The organism is Variovorax sp. Varisp53, assembly GCF_059491555.1.
This window is the reverse complement of record NZ_CP168512.1, coordinates 2159461-2175649: the sequence shown is the minus strand read 5'-3', so window position 1 is coordinate 2175649 and position 16189 is coordinate 2159461. Positions and strand designations below refer to the sequence as shown.

The window sequence follows — 16189 nt, the reverse complement described above, 5'->3', positions numbered from 1 at the left end:
CGCCATAAAGCGCTCGCTCGGCACAGGGGATCTCGCCATCCGCGAGATCGGTGATTACCCTTGCAGACTCTCGATGAGCGCTGCAACTGCGCGAGGCTGCGGGGTCTTGCGCAGGGCGTAGATATTCAGGACGCGGTCGGCCCACTCTTCCGCCAGCGGACGCCTGGCAAAGCGGTCGGACCCCGCATAAGCCGTCACGGCACTTCGAGGCACCACCGCGATGCCGAGGCCTGCCTCCACCATGCGGCAGACGGCGTCGAAGCTGCTGACTGTAACCTTCGGGTTGAAGCGCCTGCCCAATGCCGTGGCGCGTTCGTTCAGGGACCGGTCCATCGCGCCGCCCTGATGAATGCCGACCAAGGGATATTCGAGCGCACGCGCGAACGTGATGGCTTGCAGGTCCGCCAGTTCATGTCCCGAGGGAAGCACCACGAGCAAGGGGTCGGAGGCAAAGCGCCATGCATCCATGCCCGCCGGCACGGCGACGTCGACGCCCACGCCGACATCGGCGCGATCGTCCAGACAGGCGCGCAGCACGTCGCGGGTGTCTTCCTCGTGCAGGGTGACCTCCACGCCCGGGTATGCCTCCATGAAGCGGTGCAAGCGCTCGGGCAGGAAACCGATGACGGAGGACATGTTGGCATGAAGGCGCACCCTGCCCCGCACTTCGCCGCCTTCGCTCTGCACTTCGCGCAACAAGGCTTGCAGTTCGTCATCGAAGCGTTCGCCCCTCGCCAGCACCAGCCTGCCTGCATCGGTGAGTGCAATGCCGCGCGGCGAACGCACGAGCAGCGGCGTCTCGAATGCATGTTCCAGGTCCGCGATCCTCCGGCTCAAGGCCGAAGGTGCGATGTTCTCCGCGGCAGCGGCACGCACGATGGAACCGGCGCGGGCCGCTGCCACGAACAACCTGATGCTGTAGGAATCGATTCGACGGGTCACAGGCTTCGTCGGTTGGTGGAACCACAAAGTGTGGCATGGAGACGGCCGACACAGCGCATCTTTGCGCCGGGCCAAAGGCGACTCTAACGTTTCGCGCCGCACAACGCGTTTCACACAATGCAATGCCATTGTGATCTGCGCAACGGACAAATAAAGTTGCCTCCAACCCAACGCGAAGACGCTGGGGAGATCAGGAGACAAACAGATGTCCGCTACGCGCAAAGAGCACAGCCAAAGTCCGGCCGGGATGCCCTACTCGGCTGGCATGCAGCGACCCGGCATCGCAGTGCCGGCAGACGCGTGCGACTGCCACCTGCACGTCTACGACAGCGGCTTCCCGGCAGCACCCGGCGCGCGGCTGCGTCCGCCGGACGCTTCGATCTCCGACTATCGACTCCTGCAACAGCGTCTGGGAACGCGCCGCGCGGTGCTCGTCACCCCCTCGACCTACGGCACCGACAACCGGGTCATGCTGAGGGCGCTGGAAGCACTCGGTGCGGATGCCCGCGGCGTCGCGGTCATCGACGGAGCGCAGAGCAACGAGCAGCTCGGGGCGCTTCACGCGCAGGGTGTACGTGGCGTTCGCCTCAACCTGTCGTTGGGCGTGGCGGGTTCGGTCGAGATGTTGGAGCCTCTCGCACAGCGCATTGCCGCTCTGGGCTGGCATCTTCAACTGCTGATGTCGCCGGATGCTCTAGCGGCCTTGGGCGACACCCTGCGGCGATTGCCAGTGCAAGTGGTCTTTGATCACTTCGCTCGCATTTCGCCGGCGCAGTCGGGCGCTCACCCTGCGCATGCACTCGTGCTCGCGTTGCTCCGCGAAGACCGTGCATGGCTCAAATTGTCCGGCGGCTACCTCGTGAGCGCCCACGTGACTACGGACGACCCAGCGCTGACCGATCTCGCGCGCAGCTATCTCGATGCCAACCCTGATCGCATCGTCTGGGGAAGCGACTGGCCTCATGCGACTGCATCGGCCGGCATCCATCCCATGCCCGATGACGCACGGCAGATGGATCGACTGGCGGACTGGACTTCCGATGTCGACCTGTTTCGTCGCGTGCTCGTCGACAACCCGGCTGCCCTTTACGGCTTCGCATCCCCCGCCCATTCCGACTGACAAGAGAGACAGCGACATGACGAAAAGCATCCACACGCCGCCCTCTGCACTGCGCAGAGGCATCCTCTTGAGCGGTCTTGCGCTCACGGCCTCGTTCGGTGCGTGGGCGCAGGGCAATTGGCCGACCGGCCACGTCATCACGTGGGTCGTTCCGTATCCGCCCGGCGGCAGCACCGATGTGTTGGGCCGAAGCATTGCGCAGAAGCTTGCCGCATCACTGGCCGCCAACGTGATCGTCGACAACCGGGCTGGCGCCACGGGCACCATCGGAGCCGCATTTGTGGCAAAGGCCGCACCTGACGGCTACACGCTTCTGGGCACTTCCATCGGCCCGCAAGCCATTGCGCCCCATCTGATGGGGAAGCTGCCCTACGACCCGATCCAGAGCTTTGCGCCGGTGGTGACGATCGGCACGATCCCGCACATCCTGGTCGTCGGGGTCGACCAGCCGTTCAAGACCGTTGCGGACCTCGTCGCTGTGGGGAAGGCGCAGCCGGGCAAGCTGGCATTCGCGTCCGGTGGCACGGGAACGATCCTGCAGATGCAAGGCGAACTGCTCAAGCAGCAGGCCGGCGTGCAATTCATCCATGTGCCCTACAAGGGCGACACCCCTGCGCTGCAGGACACGCTTGGCGAACAGGTGAACTTCATGTTCGCTCCCGCGGCGGCAGCGCTTCCGCACGTGCTGTCCGGAAAGCTGCGCGCGCTCGCGGTCACGTCGGCGGCGCGTCTCAAGGCACTGCCGGACATCCCCACGATGGGCGAGGCCGACATGAAGAACTTCGTGGTCGAGCAGTGGCAGGCTGTCTTCGCGCCTGCAGGAACGCCAGCGCCTGTCATCGAGCGGCTCAACCGCGAGATCAATGCCGCGCTGAAGGACCCATCCATCACCGCGCTCGCGGACAAGCTGGGCGTCACGCTCATCGGCGGCACGCCGCAACAGCTGGGCGAGTTGCAGAAAGCGGACTTCGCCAAATGGGCCGACGTTATCCGCAAAGGAAACATCAAGGCCGAGTAAGTCGCTCGCTCAACCTGTTCTTCCCCTCCCACTCTTTCACACCGAGAAAACCACCACCATGAGCCAACTTCCTGAAATCGTTCGCGAGATCGAACGCGTATCCGTCGACGTCGTCGCCAAGGCGGCCACCTTCCAGGCCGCCATCCTTGCGGATGTCGCTGGCCGCCGCGGCACGATGAATGCCCGTGTGGCACCGGTCCACCACAGCATGGCGGTGGCAGGTCCTGCCTTCACCGTCGAGGTGCGTCCCGGGGACAACCTGATGGTCCACGCCGCGATCGCGCTGGCCAAGCCGGGCGACGTGCTCGTGATCGATGGCAAGGGCGATCAGACTGCCGCCCTCATGGGCACGCTGATGCTCAGTGCCTGCAAGAAGCAGGGGCTGGCGGGCGTGATCGTCGATGGCGCGATTCGCGACAAGCTCGACCTGCTGGAACTCGGCTTTCCGGTGTTCAGCGCAGGCTTCAACCCGGCAGGACCGACGAAGTTCATCCCGGGCCGCATCAATCACACCATCTCCGCTGGCGGCACCATGGTGAATCCCGGTGACCTGATCGTGGGCGATGCCGATGGCGTGGTCGTGATCGAACGCGAGAAGGCGTCCGCGATGATGGCGCTGGCCGACAAGAAAGTCGCCGATGAAGCCGCACGCCAGGAAGCCATCAACCGCGGCGACACTGCCTCCAAGTGGCTGCCTGCAGCACTGCGCGCCGCCGGCGTCCTGAAGGAAGGGGAGTCGCTGTGAGCGCCGTACTCGTTACCGGCGCCGACCTCGCGCCGCAGGCCCTCGACTTGCTCGCGGGCTATGAGATGGTCTACGCAGGCAAGACGCCGACCGAGGAAGATGTCGGGGCCCTTTGCAAGGCACACAACCCTGTGGCCATCATCGTCCGCTACGGCAAGGTCACCGCGCAGATGATGGATGCCGCGCCGGCGCTCAAGGTCATCGCCAAGCACGGCACCGGCACGGACACGATCGACAAGGTCGCCGCCAAGGCGCGCGGCATCGAGGTCGTCGCTGCGGTCGGTGCCAATGCAGCCGCCGTGGCGGAGCAGTCCCTCGCACTCATGCTGGCGTGCGCGAAGTCGGTCGTCCAACTCGACAGGCGCATGCACGCCGGCCACTGGGACAAGGCGACACACAAGTCTCTCGAGCTGGGAGGCCGGACCGTCGGCCTGATCGGTCTGGGTGCCATCGGCCAGCGATTCGCCAAGATGGCGGATGCGATGGGCATGCACGTGATCGGCTTCGATCCTTATGACAAGGACGTCCCGGGCTACATCAAGGTCGTCGATCTGGAAACGATCTGGCGCGATTCGGATGTGATCTCGCTTCACTGCCCGCTGACCGATGACAACCGCGGTGTGGTGAACGCAGCCGCACTCGCGAAGTGCAAGCGGGGCGTGATCATCGTCAACACCGCTCGCGGTGGCCTGATCGACGAACAGGCTCTGCTGGTCGCGATCGAGTCCGGCCAAGTCGCGGGCGCGGGTCTGGACTCCTTCGCGGTCGAGCCGCTGGTCGCCGATCACCCCTTCCGCAAGCAGGATCGCATCGTGATGAGTCCTCACATCGGGGGCGTCACCAGCGATGCTTACGTCAACATGGGCGTTGGTGCCGCCAGCAACCTGCTGGCTGTGCTCGCCCGCGGCTGAAGCCCCGACGCACGCCATCAGCGCCGCGATTCCAAGGAGACAAACCATGCGCCGCGTCAACAACTTCAAGCGATTCCACGCAGCCCGATCCATCTGCGCGATGACCCAGGTGGGCAGCTCGTTCGCGACGCTCGGCTCGGTCCTGCCGCAGATTCAATCGGGCAAGCTCACTGCCCTCGCAGTGGCCGCGCCGAAGCGCTCCGCATTGCTGCCCCAGGTGCCGACCTTCGAAGAGGCCGGCGTGAAGGACTACCGCGCCGACGCCTGGTACGGACTGCTCGCACCCGCAGGCACGCCGCCCGCCGTGGTCGCGACGCTGCAGAAGACTGCACAGGCTTTCGCGCAGGCAGCTTCCACTCAGGAGAGGCTCAAAGGCTTGGGGATGGAAGCGCAGAGCGTTTGCGGCAGCGCATTCGGTGAGCAGCTTCAGCACGAAGTGCAGAGCTACAAGTAGCTCGCACGCGAACTCGACATCAAGGCCGAGTGAGATGCCGACACGTCCGGCAACTCATCGACAAACAGGAATTGCTTTCATGTTCTCCAGACTTACTTTCACCCAGCGCGCTGCACTCGTCGCATGCGCCCTTTGCGCTCTTGCCGCCGGCGCCGCCAACGCGGCCTATCCCGACCGCACCATCACCATCACCATCGTCGTGCCGTACGCGCCAGGTGGCGCCGCCGACGCCGTGGCCCGCGTGGTCGCGGCGCGCATGAGTACGAAGCTTGGCGCCACCGTGATCGTCGACAACCGTGCCGGCGCCAGCGGCACCATCGGTGCCGGCTTCGTCGCCAAGGCCCCGGCGGACGGCTACACCGTGCTGTACGACGCGACACCCTACTCGATCAATCCGCATCTCTTTCCCAAGATGCCGTTTGCCGAAAGCGCTCTGCAGCCACTCTCCCTGGTGCTGCTGGCACCCAATGCGCTGATCGTCAAGGCCGATTCGCCAATCAAGTCGGTCAACGATCTGGTCGCCAAGGCCAAGGCGCAACCCGGCAAGGTGAACTACGCCTCCGGCGGCAGCGGCACTGTGCAGCGCCTCGCATCGGAACTGCTGCGCCAGAAGCTGAGCCTCGACATGGTCCATGTGCCCTACAAGAGCGGCGGCCCGGCCATCACGGACGTGATGGCCGGTCAGGTCGACTTCATGTTCGCCACCGTGGCCGCGAGCTATCCCCTCGTGAGTTCGGGCAAGCTGCGGGCGCTCGCGGTGTCCTCGCCGCAACGCTCGCCGCGGATGCCTGAGGTGCCGACGGTCGCCGAGACCGTGGTTCCGGGTTATGAGGCCTTCGAGTGGAACGGCATGTTCCTTCCCGCCAAGACGCCGAAGGACATCGCGGACAAGCTGCAACGCGCGGTGGTCGAAGTCCTGAAGGAAGACGAGGTGCAGAAGCGCTTGGCCGATCTCGGTGCCCAAGCCGTTGGATCGACGCCTGAGGAGTTCGCAACCTTCCTCAAGAAGGAAGACGCAAAGTGGGGCGATGTGGTCCGCAAGGGCGACATCAAGCTGGACTGAGCATCCGATGAATTCCTGGTCCACGCTTTCGCAGCCGGTGCCGCATTCTCTGGGCCTCGATCGGCCTGCGCGCCGGTTGCCGCCGATGGCGTGCGACTGCCACATGCACATCTTCGATCCTCGGTTCAAACCTTCGCCGCACTGGACGCGGCAGCCGCCTCTGGCGCCGGTGGCCGCCTACAGGCGTCTGCAGGAGCGCCTCGGAACCACGCGGGCCATTGTGGTGACGCCATCGACCTACGGCACCGACAACCGATGCACGCTCGATGCACTCGCGCAGCTTGGCTCTGACGCGCGAGGCGTCGCAGTGGTGGACCCCTATGTCTCAGAAGCGGAGCTTGACGAACTCGCGTCGCGCGGCATTCGAGGCCTGCGCCTCAACTTCGTCACTCCGCAATCGTGGGGCGTCACAACGCCGGACCTGCTGATCACGCTGGCCTCCAAGGCGAGCCGCCTCGGATGGCACATCCAGCTCCTGCTGCATCCGGACCAGTTGGTCGAGCTTGCACCCGTGCTTGAGAAGCTTCCAGCACCGCTGGTGGTCGATCACCTCGGACGCATCGACCCAACTGAAGGATCATCGGCGCAAGCCTTCCGGCTCCTGATGCCACTGCTGGAGGCCGGGAGCACCTGGATCAAGCTCTCGGGTGCCTACATGCGCTCATCGGTCGGCGGACCTTCCTACGCGGACACCGTGCCGCTCGGCCAGGCCCTCGTGCGAGCCGCGCCACATCGCATCCTCTGGGGAAGCGATTGGCCTCATACGACCGAAACCGCCGGCACCGTGAACGATGCCGCGCTGGTCGATCTCCTCCAGGCATGGTGCGGCGACGACGCCTCGCTGATGGACCGCATCCTCGTCGACAACCCCGCAAAGCTCTATGGCTTTGCGACCTGAGCAGCATTACAGACCATGTTCCTCATCCAACCACCCCAGGTGCGCGAACTGAAGCTCTTCAGTGCGATGCCCGATCAATTTCGTCGCCCCGAACGCAGCGCATGGGCAGACGCGAATCGCGGCGGCACGCCGACCGATTCGTTCCTCGAAGGGCCCGTCTTCGACGACGCCGGAAACCTCTTTGTCACCGACATTCCCTGGGGTCGCATCTTCCGCATCGATCCGCAAGGACAGTGGTCGCTCGTCGCCGAGTACGACGGAGAGCCCAACGGAATGAAGTTCCTCGATGCGCGAACCCTGCTCATCACCGACTACAAGAACGGGTTGATGCAAGTCGAGGTTGCGAGCGGTCGCGTCACACCTTTCCTCGAACGTCGCAACAGCGAACGCTTCAAGGGCGTCAACGACCTGGTGTTCGACGGTGCCGGCAATTTGTACTTCACCGACCAGGGCCAGACGGGCCTTCACGATCCGACTGGGAGGCTCTACCGCCTCGGGCGCGACGGCAGGCTCGATCTGCTGCTGGACAACATCCCGAGCCCGAACGGCGTCGCGCTGTCACCGGACGGCAGGGTCCTGTATCTCGCGGTGACGCGCGGCAATTGCGTCTGGCGCGTGCCCCTTCTGCCCGACGGCAGCGTGTCAAAGGTCGGCCAGTTCTTCACGTCGTACGGGCCCAGTGGACCGGACGGCCTTGCGGTCGATGCGCAAGGGCGGCTGCTGGTCGCCAACCCCGGACTGGGTTACGTGTGGGTACTCAACAGTCGTGCAGAGCCTGTGGAAGTGCTGCGAGGGCCGAGCGGCGCGTCAACCACCAATCTCGTCTTCGGCGGACACGAAGGTCGCACGTTGTACGTCACCGATTCGACGCACGGCCACATCCTGATGGCCGACATGGATGCGGGTGGATTACCCTTGGCAAGGCGCTAGGGATGCCACTTCGAAACAACCGGCGGCGTCGCAGCTGAGCGTTGGCCCGCCAACGCGTAGGAGAGCTTGTTGGCGGCCTGCACGACGCTCTTCGCGTACTTCTCGAGCTTCGTCTTCGTGAGTCGTGAACTGGGCCCCGAGATGCACATCGAGCCGAGCAGGTTCCAGTTGGTGCGAAACACGGGGGCTGCAACGCTCGATACCTCGGTCTCGCGTTCGCCCATCGAGATGTGGAAGCCGCGCGAACGAATGGACTCGTAGGGTTCCCCCTTGGCACCGCTGAACGCGAGGATCACCCGCCCCGGTGCGCCGAGATTCAGCGGCAGCCGCTCTCCGATGCGGACGCTGTGCCGCACCGACTGCGGCCCTTCGACGCGGGCGACGCAAGACCGGATGTCGCCTTCGCGCACATAGAAGGACGCGCTCTCGCCAGTGAGCTTGACCAGTTCGTACAGGGCGGGCTCGACGACGTTATTGACGTCGAACCCGGCCTGATAGCGCGCCCCGAGCCAGCCGGCCGCCGGTCCGAGCCGCCATTGGCCGTCGTCGGTCTGCACCATGTAGTTGGATTGCGCGAGCGTGCGGGCAAGGCGCAGCACAGTGGTCTTGTGCATGCCGCAGCGACGGCTCAGTTCCGCGAGCGGGAGACTCGACTCTCCCACCTCGAAGGCTTCCATCAGGGACAGTGCCCGTGTGACGGCGATCACCCCGCTGGCGCGTTCGGTGGCAGGCTCACTCTTGCTGGCGTTGCGCATATTGGACCTTGGTTCGCTGTATGCAACGGCATTGTACGTATTGCAACTCGCAAATAAAGTCCTCCGAAAGCGCCACCCTCAGGCGCTGCCTATCGGAGACAAGTTCATGCATCCCTCACGCCGCGCTGTGCTGGCATTGGCCGCAGCATCCCTTCTGGTCACGGCCGTACACGCTGAAGCCTGGCCCACGAAGCCGATCCGCCTGATCGTGCCGTTCCCCGCTGGTGGCGGCACCGACATCATTGCGCGCGAACTGGCAAACAAGCTGACCAGCTCGGGCTACAACTTCGTGATCGACAACAAGCCCGGATCTGGCGGCAACCTGGGTGTCGATGCAGCCGCCAAGGCGGCACCTGACGGCTACACGCTGGTGCTCGGCCAGACCAGTAACCTCGCAATCAATCCGACGCTGTACCCCAAGCTGCCCTACGACCCGGTCAAGGACCTCACGCCGGTGAGCCTGGTGGCGAGTTCGCCGTTGGTCATCGTCGCGGGATCGAGCACTCCCTACAAGACGCTCGGCGACGTGGTGAAGGCTGCGAAGGAAAAGCCTGGCTTCATCAACTACGCATCGTCGGGCAACGGCACCGTGTCCCATCTCGCGGGCGAGTCTTTCCAGAAAACGGCGGGCATCAAGCTCACGCACATTCCGTACAAGGGCGCGAGCCAGGGCGCCACGGACGTCATCGGCGGTCAGGTGCAGCTCTACATCTCGACAGTCCCGACGCTGATGGGCCACATCAAGAGCGGAAAGATGCGCCCGCTCGCCGTGACTTCGCTGCAGCGCGTGCAGGACCTGGCCCAAGTGCCCACCGTGGCCGAATCGGGCTTCAGCGGCTTCGAGTCCGTCACGTGGTTCGGCATCCTGGGCCCGGCGAACCTGCCGAAGGAAGTCGTCGCCAAGCTCAATGCCGACATCAACAAGGCGCTCAAAGAGCCCGACTTGCGCCAAAAACTGATCGCTCAGGGCGCCGATGTGAGCGGAGGCAGCGCGGAGCAGTTTTCGAAGCTGATCCGAGACGACATTGTTCGATGGGGCAAGCTGGTGAAGGACTCCGGCGCAAAAATCGATTGACCGCAGCAAAGCTGGGTTGGGAGGTCGACCATGCGCCAGAGAAGCGCGCGGCATGGGCGGATCGAAGCGTAGGAACCTGCGGGTTGGAGCCGAGCAAGCTCATTGAATCTATCCAATAATTCAACTATTATTGGATAATGGAAGAAAAACACGTCATCCAAGCCTTGGCCGCGCTGGCCCAACCGGTACGCCTGCAGGTCTTTCGAGCACTGGTCGTCGCCGGACCTGACGGCCTGACGCCCGGTGTGCTCGCGGATCAGCTCGGGGTGCCTTCGACGAGCCTGTCGTTCCACCTCAAAGAGCTGACACACGCCAACTTGGTCAGCCAGACGCGGGACGGTCGCAACCTCATCTACCGCGCGGTGTTCGAGCAGATGAATGCGCTGCTCGGCTATCTCACGGAGAACTGCTGCCAGGGCGAGGCGTGCCTGCCTGCCAGCGTCACAGCCTGCGAATGCTGAAGGAGAACCCATGAAGCGCTTTCATGTCCATCTGCACGTCGATGACCTGGCGAAGAGCATCGCCTTCTACTCGGACGACCTGGGCATTCAGGCCGAAAACGAGTCCGAGCTCGACATCGGCAAGATTCAAAAGGCTGCGCAATGACGCTCAACGTTCTCATCCTCTGCACCCACAACTCGGCTCGCAGCGTGCTGGCCGAGGGCATGCTCAACCACTGGGCCCAGAAGCTCGGCAAGGACGTGAAGGCGTTCAGCGCCGGCAGCGCGCCCAGCGGAAAGATCAACCCGTTCGCCATCGACGTGCTGCAGGCCGCCGGCGTGAACACCGAGGGCTTTCGCAGCAAGAGTTGGGACGAGTTCACCACGCCCGTCATGCAGGTCGTCATCACGGTCTGCGACAGCGCTGCGCAGGAGGCTTGCCCGTACTGGCCCGGCACGCGCGTGAAGATCCACTGGGGCTATCCGGACCCGTCCAACACCGAGGGCGGCGACGAGGCAAAGCGCCAGGCCTTCGAGCTGACGCGCCAGGCGATCTCTTACCGCATGCTCCAGCTGCTGGCGCTGGACAATCCCGAAGCGATGAGCGACGCCGAGCTGCAAGAGCGACTGCGCCGCATCTCTGCGAGCTGACCCCATGAGTGCAGTGATTGAAAGCCCGCGCAGCGCGGTAGCCCCCATGAGCGTGTTCGAGCGCTACCTCACGGTTTGGGTGTTCCTCTGCATCGTCGCCGGCATCGCGCTGGGGCAGCTCTTCCCGGCGGCGTTCCAGGCGGTAGGCCGTCTGGAGGTCGCGAAGGTCAACATTCCGGTAGGCGTGTTGATCTGGGTGATGATCATCCCGATGCTCTTGCGGGTCGATTTCGCGGCCCTCGCGCAGGTGAAGAACCATTGGCGCGGCATCGGCGTGACGCTGTTCATCAACTGGGCGGTGAAGCCGTTCTCGATGGCCTTCCTGGCATGGCTTTTCGTACGCCAGGTCTTCGCAAGCTTTCTGCCGGCCGAGCAGCTCGACAGCTATGTGGCCGGCCTGATTCTGCTGGCGGCAGCGCCCTGCACGGCGATGGTTTTCGTCTGGAGCCGGCTGACCGGCGGTGACCCGACGTTCACGCTCTCGCAGGTCGCACTGAACGACGCCATCATGGTGTTCGCCTTCGCGCCGATCGTCGGCCTGCTGCTGGGCCTGTCGGCCATCACCGTGCCTTGGGACACGCTCATCACCTCCGTGGGCCTCTACATCGTGCTGCCTGTGATCTTCGCGCAGCTGCTGCGCAAGCGGCTGCTGAAGGCGGGGCCCGCGGCCTTCGAACAGGCGATGCACCGCATCGGCCCGTGGTCGATCGCGGCGCTCCTGCTGACCCTCGTGCTGCTGTTCGCGTTTCAGGGCGAGGCCATCATCAAGCAGCCGCTGGTGATCGCGATGCTCGCAGTGCCGATCCTGATTCAGGTGGTACTGAATTCGGGCCTTGCCTACTGGCTCAATCGGAAGCTCGGCGAGAAGCACAACATCGCGTGCCCATCGGCGCTGATCGGCGCGTCCAACTTCTTCGAGCTGGCGGTGGCCGCAGCCATCAGCCTGTTCGGCTTCCACTCGGGCGCGGCGCTGGCCACCGTGGTCGGCGTGCTGATCGAGGTGCCAATCATGCTGGCCGTGGTCAAGGTCGTGAACTCGTCGCGAGGCTGGTATGAGTCGTGAGCTGCCGAACATCGATCCGGCCTTGTTCGCAAAGGCCGACCCGGATCTGCTGCTGCCGGCGCAACGCTCCACGCACGCGCCGCGCATCCTGCTGCTGTATGGCTCGGTGCGCGAGCGCTCCTACAGTCGCCTGCTGACGGAAGAAGCCGCCCGCCTGCTGCGAGCGTTGGGCGCGGAAACGCGGATCTTCGACCCCCGTGGCCTGCCGCTGCCGGACTCGGAGCCGGACGACCACCCCAAGGTGGTGGAACTGCGCGAGCTTGCCCAATGGGCCGAAGGCATGGTCTGGACGTCGCCCGAGCGCCACGGGGCGATGACCGGCATCATGAAGGCGCAGATCGACTGGATACCGCTGTCGGTCGGTTCGGTGCGGCCGACGCAGGGCAAGACGCTTGCGGTGATGGAGGTATCGGGCGGCTCGCAATCGTTCAATGCCGTGAACCAGCTGCGCGTGCTGGGCCGTTGGATGCGCATGATCACGATCCCCAACCAGTCGTCGGTGGCCAAGGCCTTTCTGGAGTTCGACGAGGCGGGACGCATGAAGCCCTCGCCGTACTACGAGCGCGTGGTCGACGTGATGGAAGAGCTGGTGAAGTTCACGCTGCTCACGCGCGACTGCGCGAGCTACCTGGTCGACCGCTACAGCGAACGGCGCGAGAGCGCCGAGGCGCTCTCGAAGCGGGTCAACTTGCGCAGCATCTGAGCCAAGCGAGCGTGCAGAGCAGGACAACGACGACCGTCATGCTGGGCGTTGCCCAGACCTTGGTATGCGCCTCGTCGTACTACCTTTCGCGTGAAAACACTCGTTGCGCATGTTTTCGAGGGTCAGACCACGGGGAATTGCCAGCAGGCAACTGAGCCCAATGCGGCATCTGTGCGCCCTTGGAGAACAGTGAACCCGTGCAATTTAGGGCATATGTAGGGCACGGGCACCGAAAATGACAAAGGGGTTAGCAACTACTACGCTGCTAACCCCTGTCAATTTTGGTCGTGTGAAAACGATCTAAAGATGGCCTGAAACCCGCATGGATACTGGCTTCTATCAGTTCGAAAAAGCTTTTGTACCCCCTTTTGTACCCCTCCTAGGCGCTCATCATTTAAGTTGCTTTTGCGCATCATTGTTGGGGTCGTCTCGACTGAACCGCGAGCCTTGTGGACTCTTATTGACGCCTTCATTAAACATGGTGTCGCTCAGGTCTCGCACGGCACTCCCCACTCAATGGTCCCGACTCGGCGCCGCATCGTCGCGCTGTCGTTGCCTCCGTCGGGTCCCGGCCAGACATCCGCCGTCGGCAAGAAGTGAGCTTCACCATCGAACTCGACGGCCTGCAGCTTCCCCATCAGGCACTCGGATCCTGGCAGGGGGCTGTCGAAGAGATGTTAGAGGCCTATGCAAAAGAGATGTTCAAGCGCGAACAGAAGGTCATGGAGTTGCCATCGAACTCTCGCAGCAACAAGAACGCTACTTGCCATCAAAGTCCGTTTGTAAGTCTCGACGATCACCGACTGCTAGCGGCATGGCGAACACCAGCTCCAGCGGAGAGACTCCCTCTTTGGCAGGCGGTCAGTAGACGCGGCCGCTTCGCATTCCCTCCATGCCCCCATCCAATGGGATGAATAGCCGCTACTATGTGCGTAAGCATCAGTAACGGGGACCTAATGCTCTATCTATTGGACACCGGCCGGATGGCCTACAAATTCGGCAAATGGCGCGGCGCGCTCTATCTGGTCGCGACTGCCGTGCCGCTAGCTGTTGCGAATTTCATCGTCAAGATCTTCAGCATCTTGCCGGGGCAACCTGAGCCACCGGCGGCCTTCCAGTGGATCGAAATAGGTTTCTACGCCTTCGCACTGCTTCTTTGGGGTTACGGCTGCTATCGGCTTTATCGGGATCACGTCCACCACGACTACTACCTCGAAGCCGACCACTACCAGCGAGAAGGCTGGTAAGCGCGGAGTTGGGCAAGGTCTGCCCCAGCCCCAAGTGGGCCCGGACCTGCCTTCGAGGAAATCGCTCCGAACCGTTCGAGCGTTTACAGCAAGGGTATGGCCCGCGCAGTTCGGAGGTCAGCGGGTGGACGAACGCAGCGCCGCGACCGAACTGCTGCACCAGAGCAAACAAGAACATTGACTGAGAGGGGACATCGGCCATGCATATCGAAAGCGTCACGGTCATCGGATTCCGGTGTTTTGGCCCGACCCCGGCAACCGTCCCGCTGAGCGCCGGGCTCACCGCAATCGTCGGCGCGAACGCTTCGGGCAAGACCGCGGTACTGCAAGCACTCATGCGCCTGTTCGGAGTAACCCGGGCGCAGCGGACGATCGTTCCTTCGGACTTCCATGTGCCACCGGCCGAGGCGGTGCGTCCTGCCGCGCGTGAGCTGACCATCGATGTTCGCCTCAGTCTGCCGGAGCTGGTAGCAGGTACGGCGACCGCAGCCACTGTCGCGCCAGTTTTTCGCCATGTACGCGTTGAGCGTCCTGGCGGCACGCCACTGTGCCGCCTGCGCTTGCGGGCACGCTGGGATGCCGACGGCACGGCCGAAGGCACCGTCAGCCAGGACCTGAACTGGGTCAACACGGCCGACGAAGTCGTCCGCGACGATCAGCTCTCACCCGTGGCACCGGGCGACCGAGGCCTGATCCAACTGTTCTACACCCCGGCCAGCCGGGATGCAGCCACCCAGATCCGGGCCACAACGGGCGCTCTAGCTTCTCGTCTGCTCCGAGCTATCGAGTGGTCAGCAGATACTCAAACCACCGTCAACGCCGCGACCGAGCAACTGACGGCGGCGTTCGAAGGCGAGAAAGCCATCCAGGCCATCAGCCAGTCCCTTTCCCAGCGCTGGGAAAAGCTGCACGATGGGGACATCGACTGCGAGCCCGAGCTAAGTCTGACGAGCCGGCGCTTCGAGGAAGTTGTCGCGCGGATCGGCGTGATGTTCAAGCGCGGCCCGGCTGGTGTCGACCGCGGACTCGAGGCTCTGAGCGACGGCCAGCAGTCCCTGTTCTACTTCGCGCTCGGGGCCGCAGTCTTCGATGTGGAACGTGCAGCAGTGGCCGGGCAGATCGCGGGGTTTCGGGCCGAGGAACTCAGCGTGCCCGCCCTTACGCTATTCGCGATTGAGGAGCCTGAGAACCATCTAGCGCCCTACTATCTCTCGCGCATCCTGCAGCAGATCGGCACCCTCGTTGCAACCGGCGCCGGCCAGGCCCTGGTGTCCAGCCACTCGCCCTCGGTGCTGGGACGTGTTCCGCCTGACGACGTGCGCTTTTGCCGCCGAGACGCTGTCAGCGGTGTCTCGACGGTGCTGCCCATCCCGATGCCCAGCGGCGACATCGAGGCCATCAAATTCGTGCGCAACGCCTTTCTTGCGTTTCCCGAGCTGTATTTCGCGCGCTTCGTGCTGCTGGTCGAGGGGGATTCGGAGCGCATCGTGCTGCCGCGCCTGGCCGAGGCACTAGAACTCCTGGTCGACCCGTCGTTCGTGGCGATAGTGCCGCTGGGTGGGCGTCACGTGAACCACTTCTGGCGCCTGCTCCGAGGCCTGGGCATCCCCTACGCCACGCTGCTGGATCTCGATCTGGGGCGTGACGGTGGCGGCTATGGACGCATCAAAATCGCCTTGCAGCAGCAGCTGGCACTTGGCGCACCGCGAGAAAAGATTCTGGCGCTGTCGGACGGAACCACCCTGAGCGACGAGGGGCTCGCCAAGATGGAGACTTGGGACCAAGCCAACCTCCAAGGCTGGTTGGACTACCTAGAACGCTCCTCATCCGTGTTCTTCTCCGCGCCATTGGACCTCGACTTGGCGATGTTGGCCGCCTTTCCAGCGTCGTACGCGGCCACGATCGACGGCACCGGGCCGCGCATGACCAACGAGGCGGCCGCAGAGGTGGTGCTTGGGACGGCAGGTTCCGGTCTCGCCTGCTATGCCGGCAGCTTCCAACTGCACCGCGAACACATGGCCGCTTACCGATACCACTTCCTCACCCGCAGCAAGCCCGCCACGCATCTGCGTGCCCTGGCGCACCTTGATTTGCCCGCGCTCAAGGCGGGTATGCCTTCTGTGCTCCAGCGGGTGCTACAGCACATCGCTTCCCATCTCTCACGGCTGCTCTGA

Annotated in this window: 18 protein-coding genes; 16 read left to right on the top strand and 2 right to left on the bottom strand. The window is 64.0% G+C overall.

Features of this window, described 5'->3' with window-relative positions; all coding sequences use genetic code 11:
* Window positions 1-54 precede the first annotated feature (54 nt).
* Window positions 55-1143 (bottom strand): LysR substrate-binding domain-containing protein, encoded by a 1089-nt coding sequence (locus ACEOAB_RS10080; protein ID WP_495653695.1) that lies wholly within the window; start codon window positions 1141-1143, stop codon window positions 55-57.
* 4 nt (window positions 1144-1147) lie between these two features.
* On the opposite strand from ACEOAB_RS10080, the gene ACEOAB_RS10075 reads away from it, so the two are divergent.
* The 8 genes from ACEOAB_RS10075 (at window position 1148) to ACEOAB_RS10040 (ending at window position 8081) form a co-directional block, all read left to right on the top strand.
* Entirely contained in the window at window positions 1148-2062 is a 915-nt protein-coding gene (locus ACEOAB_RS10075; protein ID WP_413747466.1) for an amidohydrolase family protein, read from the top strand.
* A gap of 16 nt (window positions 2063-2078) precedes the next feature.
* Window positions 2079-3080: a Bug family tripartite tricarboxylate transporter substrate binding protein gene (locus ACEOAB_RS10070; protein ID WP_413747465.1), complete on the top strand. Its 1002-nt coding sequence runs from the start codon at window positions 2079-2081 to the stop codon at window positions 3078-3080.
* Between the two features lie 58 nt (window positions 3081-3138).
* Window positions 3139-3825: an RraA family protein gene (locus tag ACEOAB_RS10065; protein WP_413747464.1), complete on the top strand. Its 687-nt coding sequence runs from the start codon at window positions 3139-3141 to the stop codon at window positions 3823-3825.
* Window positions 3822-4736 carry a hydroxyacid dehydrogenase gene (locus tag ACEOAB_RS10060; RefSeq protein WP_413747463.1) on the top strand — a complete coding sequence of 305 codons (915 nt, stop codon included), beginning with the start codon at window positions 3822-3824 and terminating at the stop codon, window positions 4734-4736. The genes ACEOAB_RS10065 and ACEOAB_RS10060 overlap by 4 nt, the downstream gene beginning before the upstream one ends.
* 46 nt (window positions 4737-4782) lie before the next feature.
* The gene (locus tag ACEOAB_RS10055; protein ID WP_235508042.1) at window positions 4783-5190 is read left to right on the top strand and encodes a tripartite tricarboxylate transporter substrate-binding protein; all 408 of its coding nucleotides are present in this window, start codon (window positions 4783-4785) and stop codon (window positions 5188-5190) included.
* Between the two features lie 79 nt (window positions 5191-5269).
* Window positions 5270-6253 (top strand): tripartite tricarboxylate transporter substrate binding protein, encoded by a 984-nt coding sequence (locus ACEOAB_RS10050; protein ID WP_413747462.1) that lies wholly within the window; start codon window positions 5270-5272, stop codon window positions 6251-6253.
* A 7-nt stretch (window positions 6254-6260) separates the two neighbouring features.
* Window positions 6261-7151 (top strand): amidohydrolase family protein, encoded by an 891-nt coding sequence (locus tag ACEOAB_RS10045; RefSeq protein WP_413747461.1) that lies wholly within the window; start codon window positions 6261-6263, stop codon window positions 7149-7151.
* 15 nt (window positions 7152-7166) lie between these two features.
* Window positions 7167-8081, top strand: a complete 915-nt coding sequence (locus ACEOAB_RS10040; protein WP_056596117.1) for an SMP-30/gluconolactonase/LRE family protein — start codon at window positions 7167-7169, stop codon at window positions 8079-8081.
* On the opposite strand, the gene ACEOAB_RS10035 is transcribed toward ACEOAB_RS10040, so the two are convergent.
* The gene (locus ACEOAB_RS10035) at window positions 8078-8836 is read right to left on the bottom strand and encodes an IclR family transcriptional regulator (RefSeq protein WP_056596120.1); all 759 of its coding nucleotides are present in this window, start codon (window positions 8834-8836) and stop codon (window positions 8078-8080) included. The two genes, ACEOAB_RS10040 and ACEOAB_RS10035, sit on opposite strands and share 4 nt — an antisense overlap.
* Before the next feature lie 106 nt (window positions 8837-8942).
* On the opposite strand from ACEOAB_RS10035, the gene ACEOAB_RS10030 reads away from it, so the two are divergent.
* From ACEOAB_RS10030 to ACEOAB_RS09995, 8 genes are all read left to right on the top strand, one after another.
* A complete protein-coding gene (locus tag ACEOAB_RS10030) occupies window positions 8943-9911 on the top strand; it encodes a tripartite tricarboxylate transporter substrate binding protein (RefSeq protein ID WP_056596123.1) in 969 nt (322 codons plus the stop codon).
* 137 nt (window positions 9912-10048) lie between these two features.
* Window positions 10049-10372 (top strand): ArsR/SmtB family transcription factor, encoded by a 324-nt coding sequence (locus tag ACEOAB_RS10025; protein WP_056596126.1) that lies wholly within the window; start codon window positions 10049-10051, stop codon window positions 10370-10372.
* 10 nt (window positions 10373-10382) lie between these two features.
* The gene (locus tag ACEOAB_RS10020) at window positions 10383-10517 is read left to right on the top strand and encodes a VOC family protein (RefSeq protein WP_268810553.1); all 135 of its coding nucleotides are present in this window, start codon (window positions 10383-10385) and stop codon (window positions 10515-10517) included.
* Window positions 10514-11002: an arsenate reductase ArsC gene (locus ACEOAB_RS10015; RefSeq protein WP_056596129.1), complete on the top strand. Its 489-nt coding sequence runs from the start codon at window positions 10514-10516 to the stop codon at window positions 11000-11002. The genes ACEOAB_RS10020 and ACEOAB_RS10015 overlap by 4 nt, the downstream gene beginning before the upstream one ends.
* Before the next feature lie 4 nt (window positions 11003-11006).
* Window positions 11007-12065: an ACR3 family arsenite efflux transporter gene (arsB, locus tag ACEOAB_RS10010; protein WP_056596131.1), complete on the top strand. Its 1059-nt coding sequence runs from the start codon at window positions 11007-11009 to the stop codon at window positions 12063-12065.
* Window positions 12055-12768: an arsenical resistance protein ArsH gene (gene arsH, locus ACEOAB_RS10005; RefSeq protein ID WP_056596133.1), complete on the top strand. Its 714-nt coding sequence runs from the start codon at window positions 12055-12057 to the stop codon at window positions 12766-12768. The genes arsB and arsH overlap by 11 nt, the downstream gene beginning before the upstream one ends.
* A 983-nt stretch (window positions 12769-13751) precedes the next feature.
* The gene (locus tag ACEOAB_RS10000; protein WP_495653694.1) at window positions 13752-14015 is read left to right on the top strand and encodes a hypothetical protein; all 264 of its coding nucleotides are present in this window, start codon (window positions 13752-13754) and stop codon (window positions 14013-14015) included.
* Between the two features lie 200 nt (window positions 14016-14215).
* A complete protein-coding gene (locus tag ACEOAB_RS09995; RefSeq protein WP_495653693.1) occupies window positions 14216-16189 on the top strand; it encodes an ATP-dependent nuclease in 1974 nt (657 codons plus the stop codon).

Excerpts from the sequence above, each read along its gene's own strand:
- ACEOAB_RS10075 (WP_413747466.1), top strand. The coding sequence starts at position 1,148 with ATGTCCGCTACGCGCAAAGAGCACAGCCAAAGTCCGGCCGGGATGCCC.
- ACEOAB_RS10070 (WP_413747465.1), top strand. The coding sequence starts at position 2,079 with ATGACGAAAAGCATCCACACGCCGCCCTCTGCACTGCGCAGAGGCATC.
- ACEOAB_RS10065 (WP_413747464.1), top strand. The coding sequence starts at position 3,139 with ATGAGCCAACTTCCTGAAATCGTTCGCGAGATCGAACGCGTATCCGTC.
- ACEOAB_RS10055 (WP_235508042.1), top strand. The coding sequence starts at position 4,783 with ATGCGCCGCGTCAACAACTTCAAGCGATTCCACGCAGCCCGATCCATC.
- ACEOAB_RS10050 (WP_413747462.1), top strand. The coding sequence starts at position 5,270 with ATGTTCTCCAGACTTACTTTCACCCAGCGCGCTGCACTCGTCGCATGC.
- ACEOAB_RS10045 (WP_413747461.1), top strand. The coding sequence starts at position 6,261 with ATGAATTCCTGGTCCACGCTTTCGCAGCCGGTGCCGCATTCTCTGGGC.
- ACEOAB_RS10040 (WP_056596117.1), top strand. The coding sequence starts at position 7,167 with ATGTTCCTCATCCAACCACCCCAGGTGCGCGAACTGAAGCTCTTCAGT.
- ACEOAB_RS10035 (WP_056596120.1), bottom strand. The coding sequence starts at position 8,836 with ATGCGCAACGCCAGCAAGAGTGAGCCTGCCACCGAACGCGCCAGCGGG.
- ACEOAB_RS10030 (WP_056596123.1), top strand. The coding sequence starts at position 8,943 with ATGCATCCCTCACGCCGCGCTGTGCTGGCATTGGCCGCAGCATCCCTT.
- ACEOAB_RS10025 (WP_056596126.1), top strand. The coding sequence starts at position 10,049 with ATGGAAGAAAAACACGTCATCCAAGCCTTGGCCGCGCTGGCCCAACCG.
- ACEOAB_RS10020 (WP_268810553.1), top strand. The coding sequence starts at position 10,383 with ATGAAGCGCTTTCATGTCCATCTGCACGTCGATGACCTGGCGAAGAGC.
- ACEOAB_RS10015 (WP_056596129.1), top strand. The coding sequence starts at position 10,514 with ATGACGCTCAACGTTCTCATCCTCTGCACCCACAACTCGGCTCGCAGC.
- arsB (WP_056596131.1), top strand. The coding sequence starts at position 11,007 with ATGAGTGCAGTGATTGAAAGCCCGCGCAGCGCGGTAGCCCCCATGAGC.
- arsH (WP_056596133.1), top strand. The coding sequence starts at position 12,055 with ATGAGTCGTGAGCTGCCGAACATCGATCCGGCCTTGTTCGCAAAGGCC.
- ACEOAB_RS10000 (WP_495653694.1), top strand. The coding sequence starts at position 13,752 with ATGGCCTACAAATTCGGCAAATGGCGCGGCGCGCTCTATCTGGTCGCG.
- ACEOAB_RS09995 (WP_495653693.1), top strand. The coding sequence starts at position 14,216 with ATGCATATCGAAAGCGTCACGGTCATCGGATTCCGGTGTTTTGGCCCG.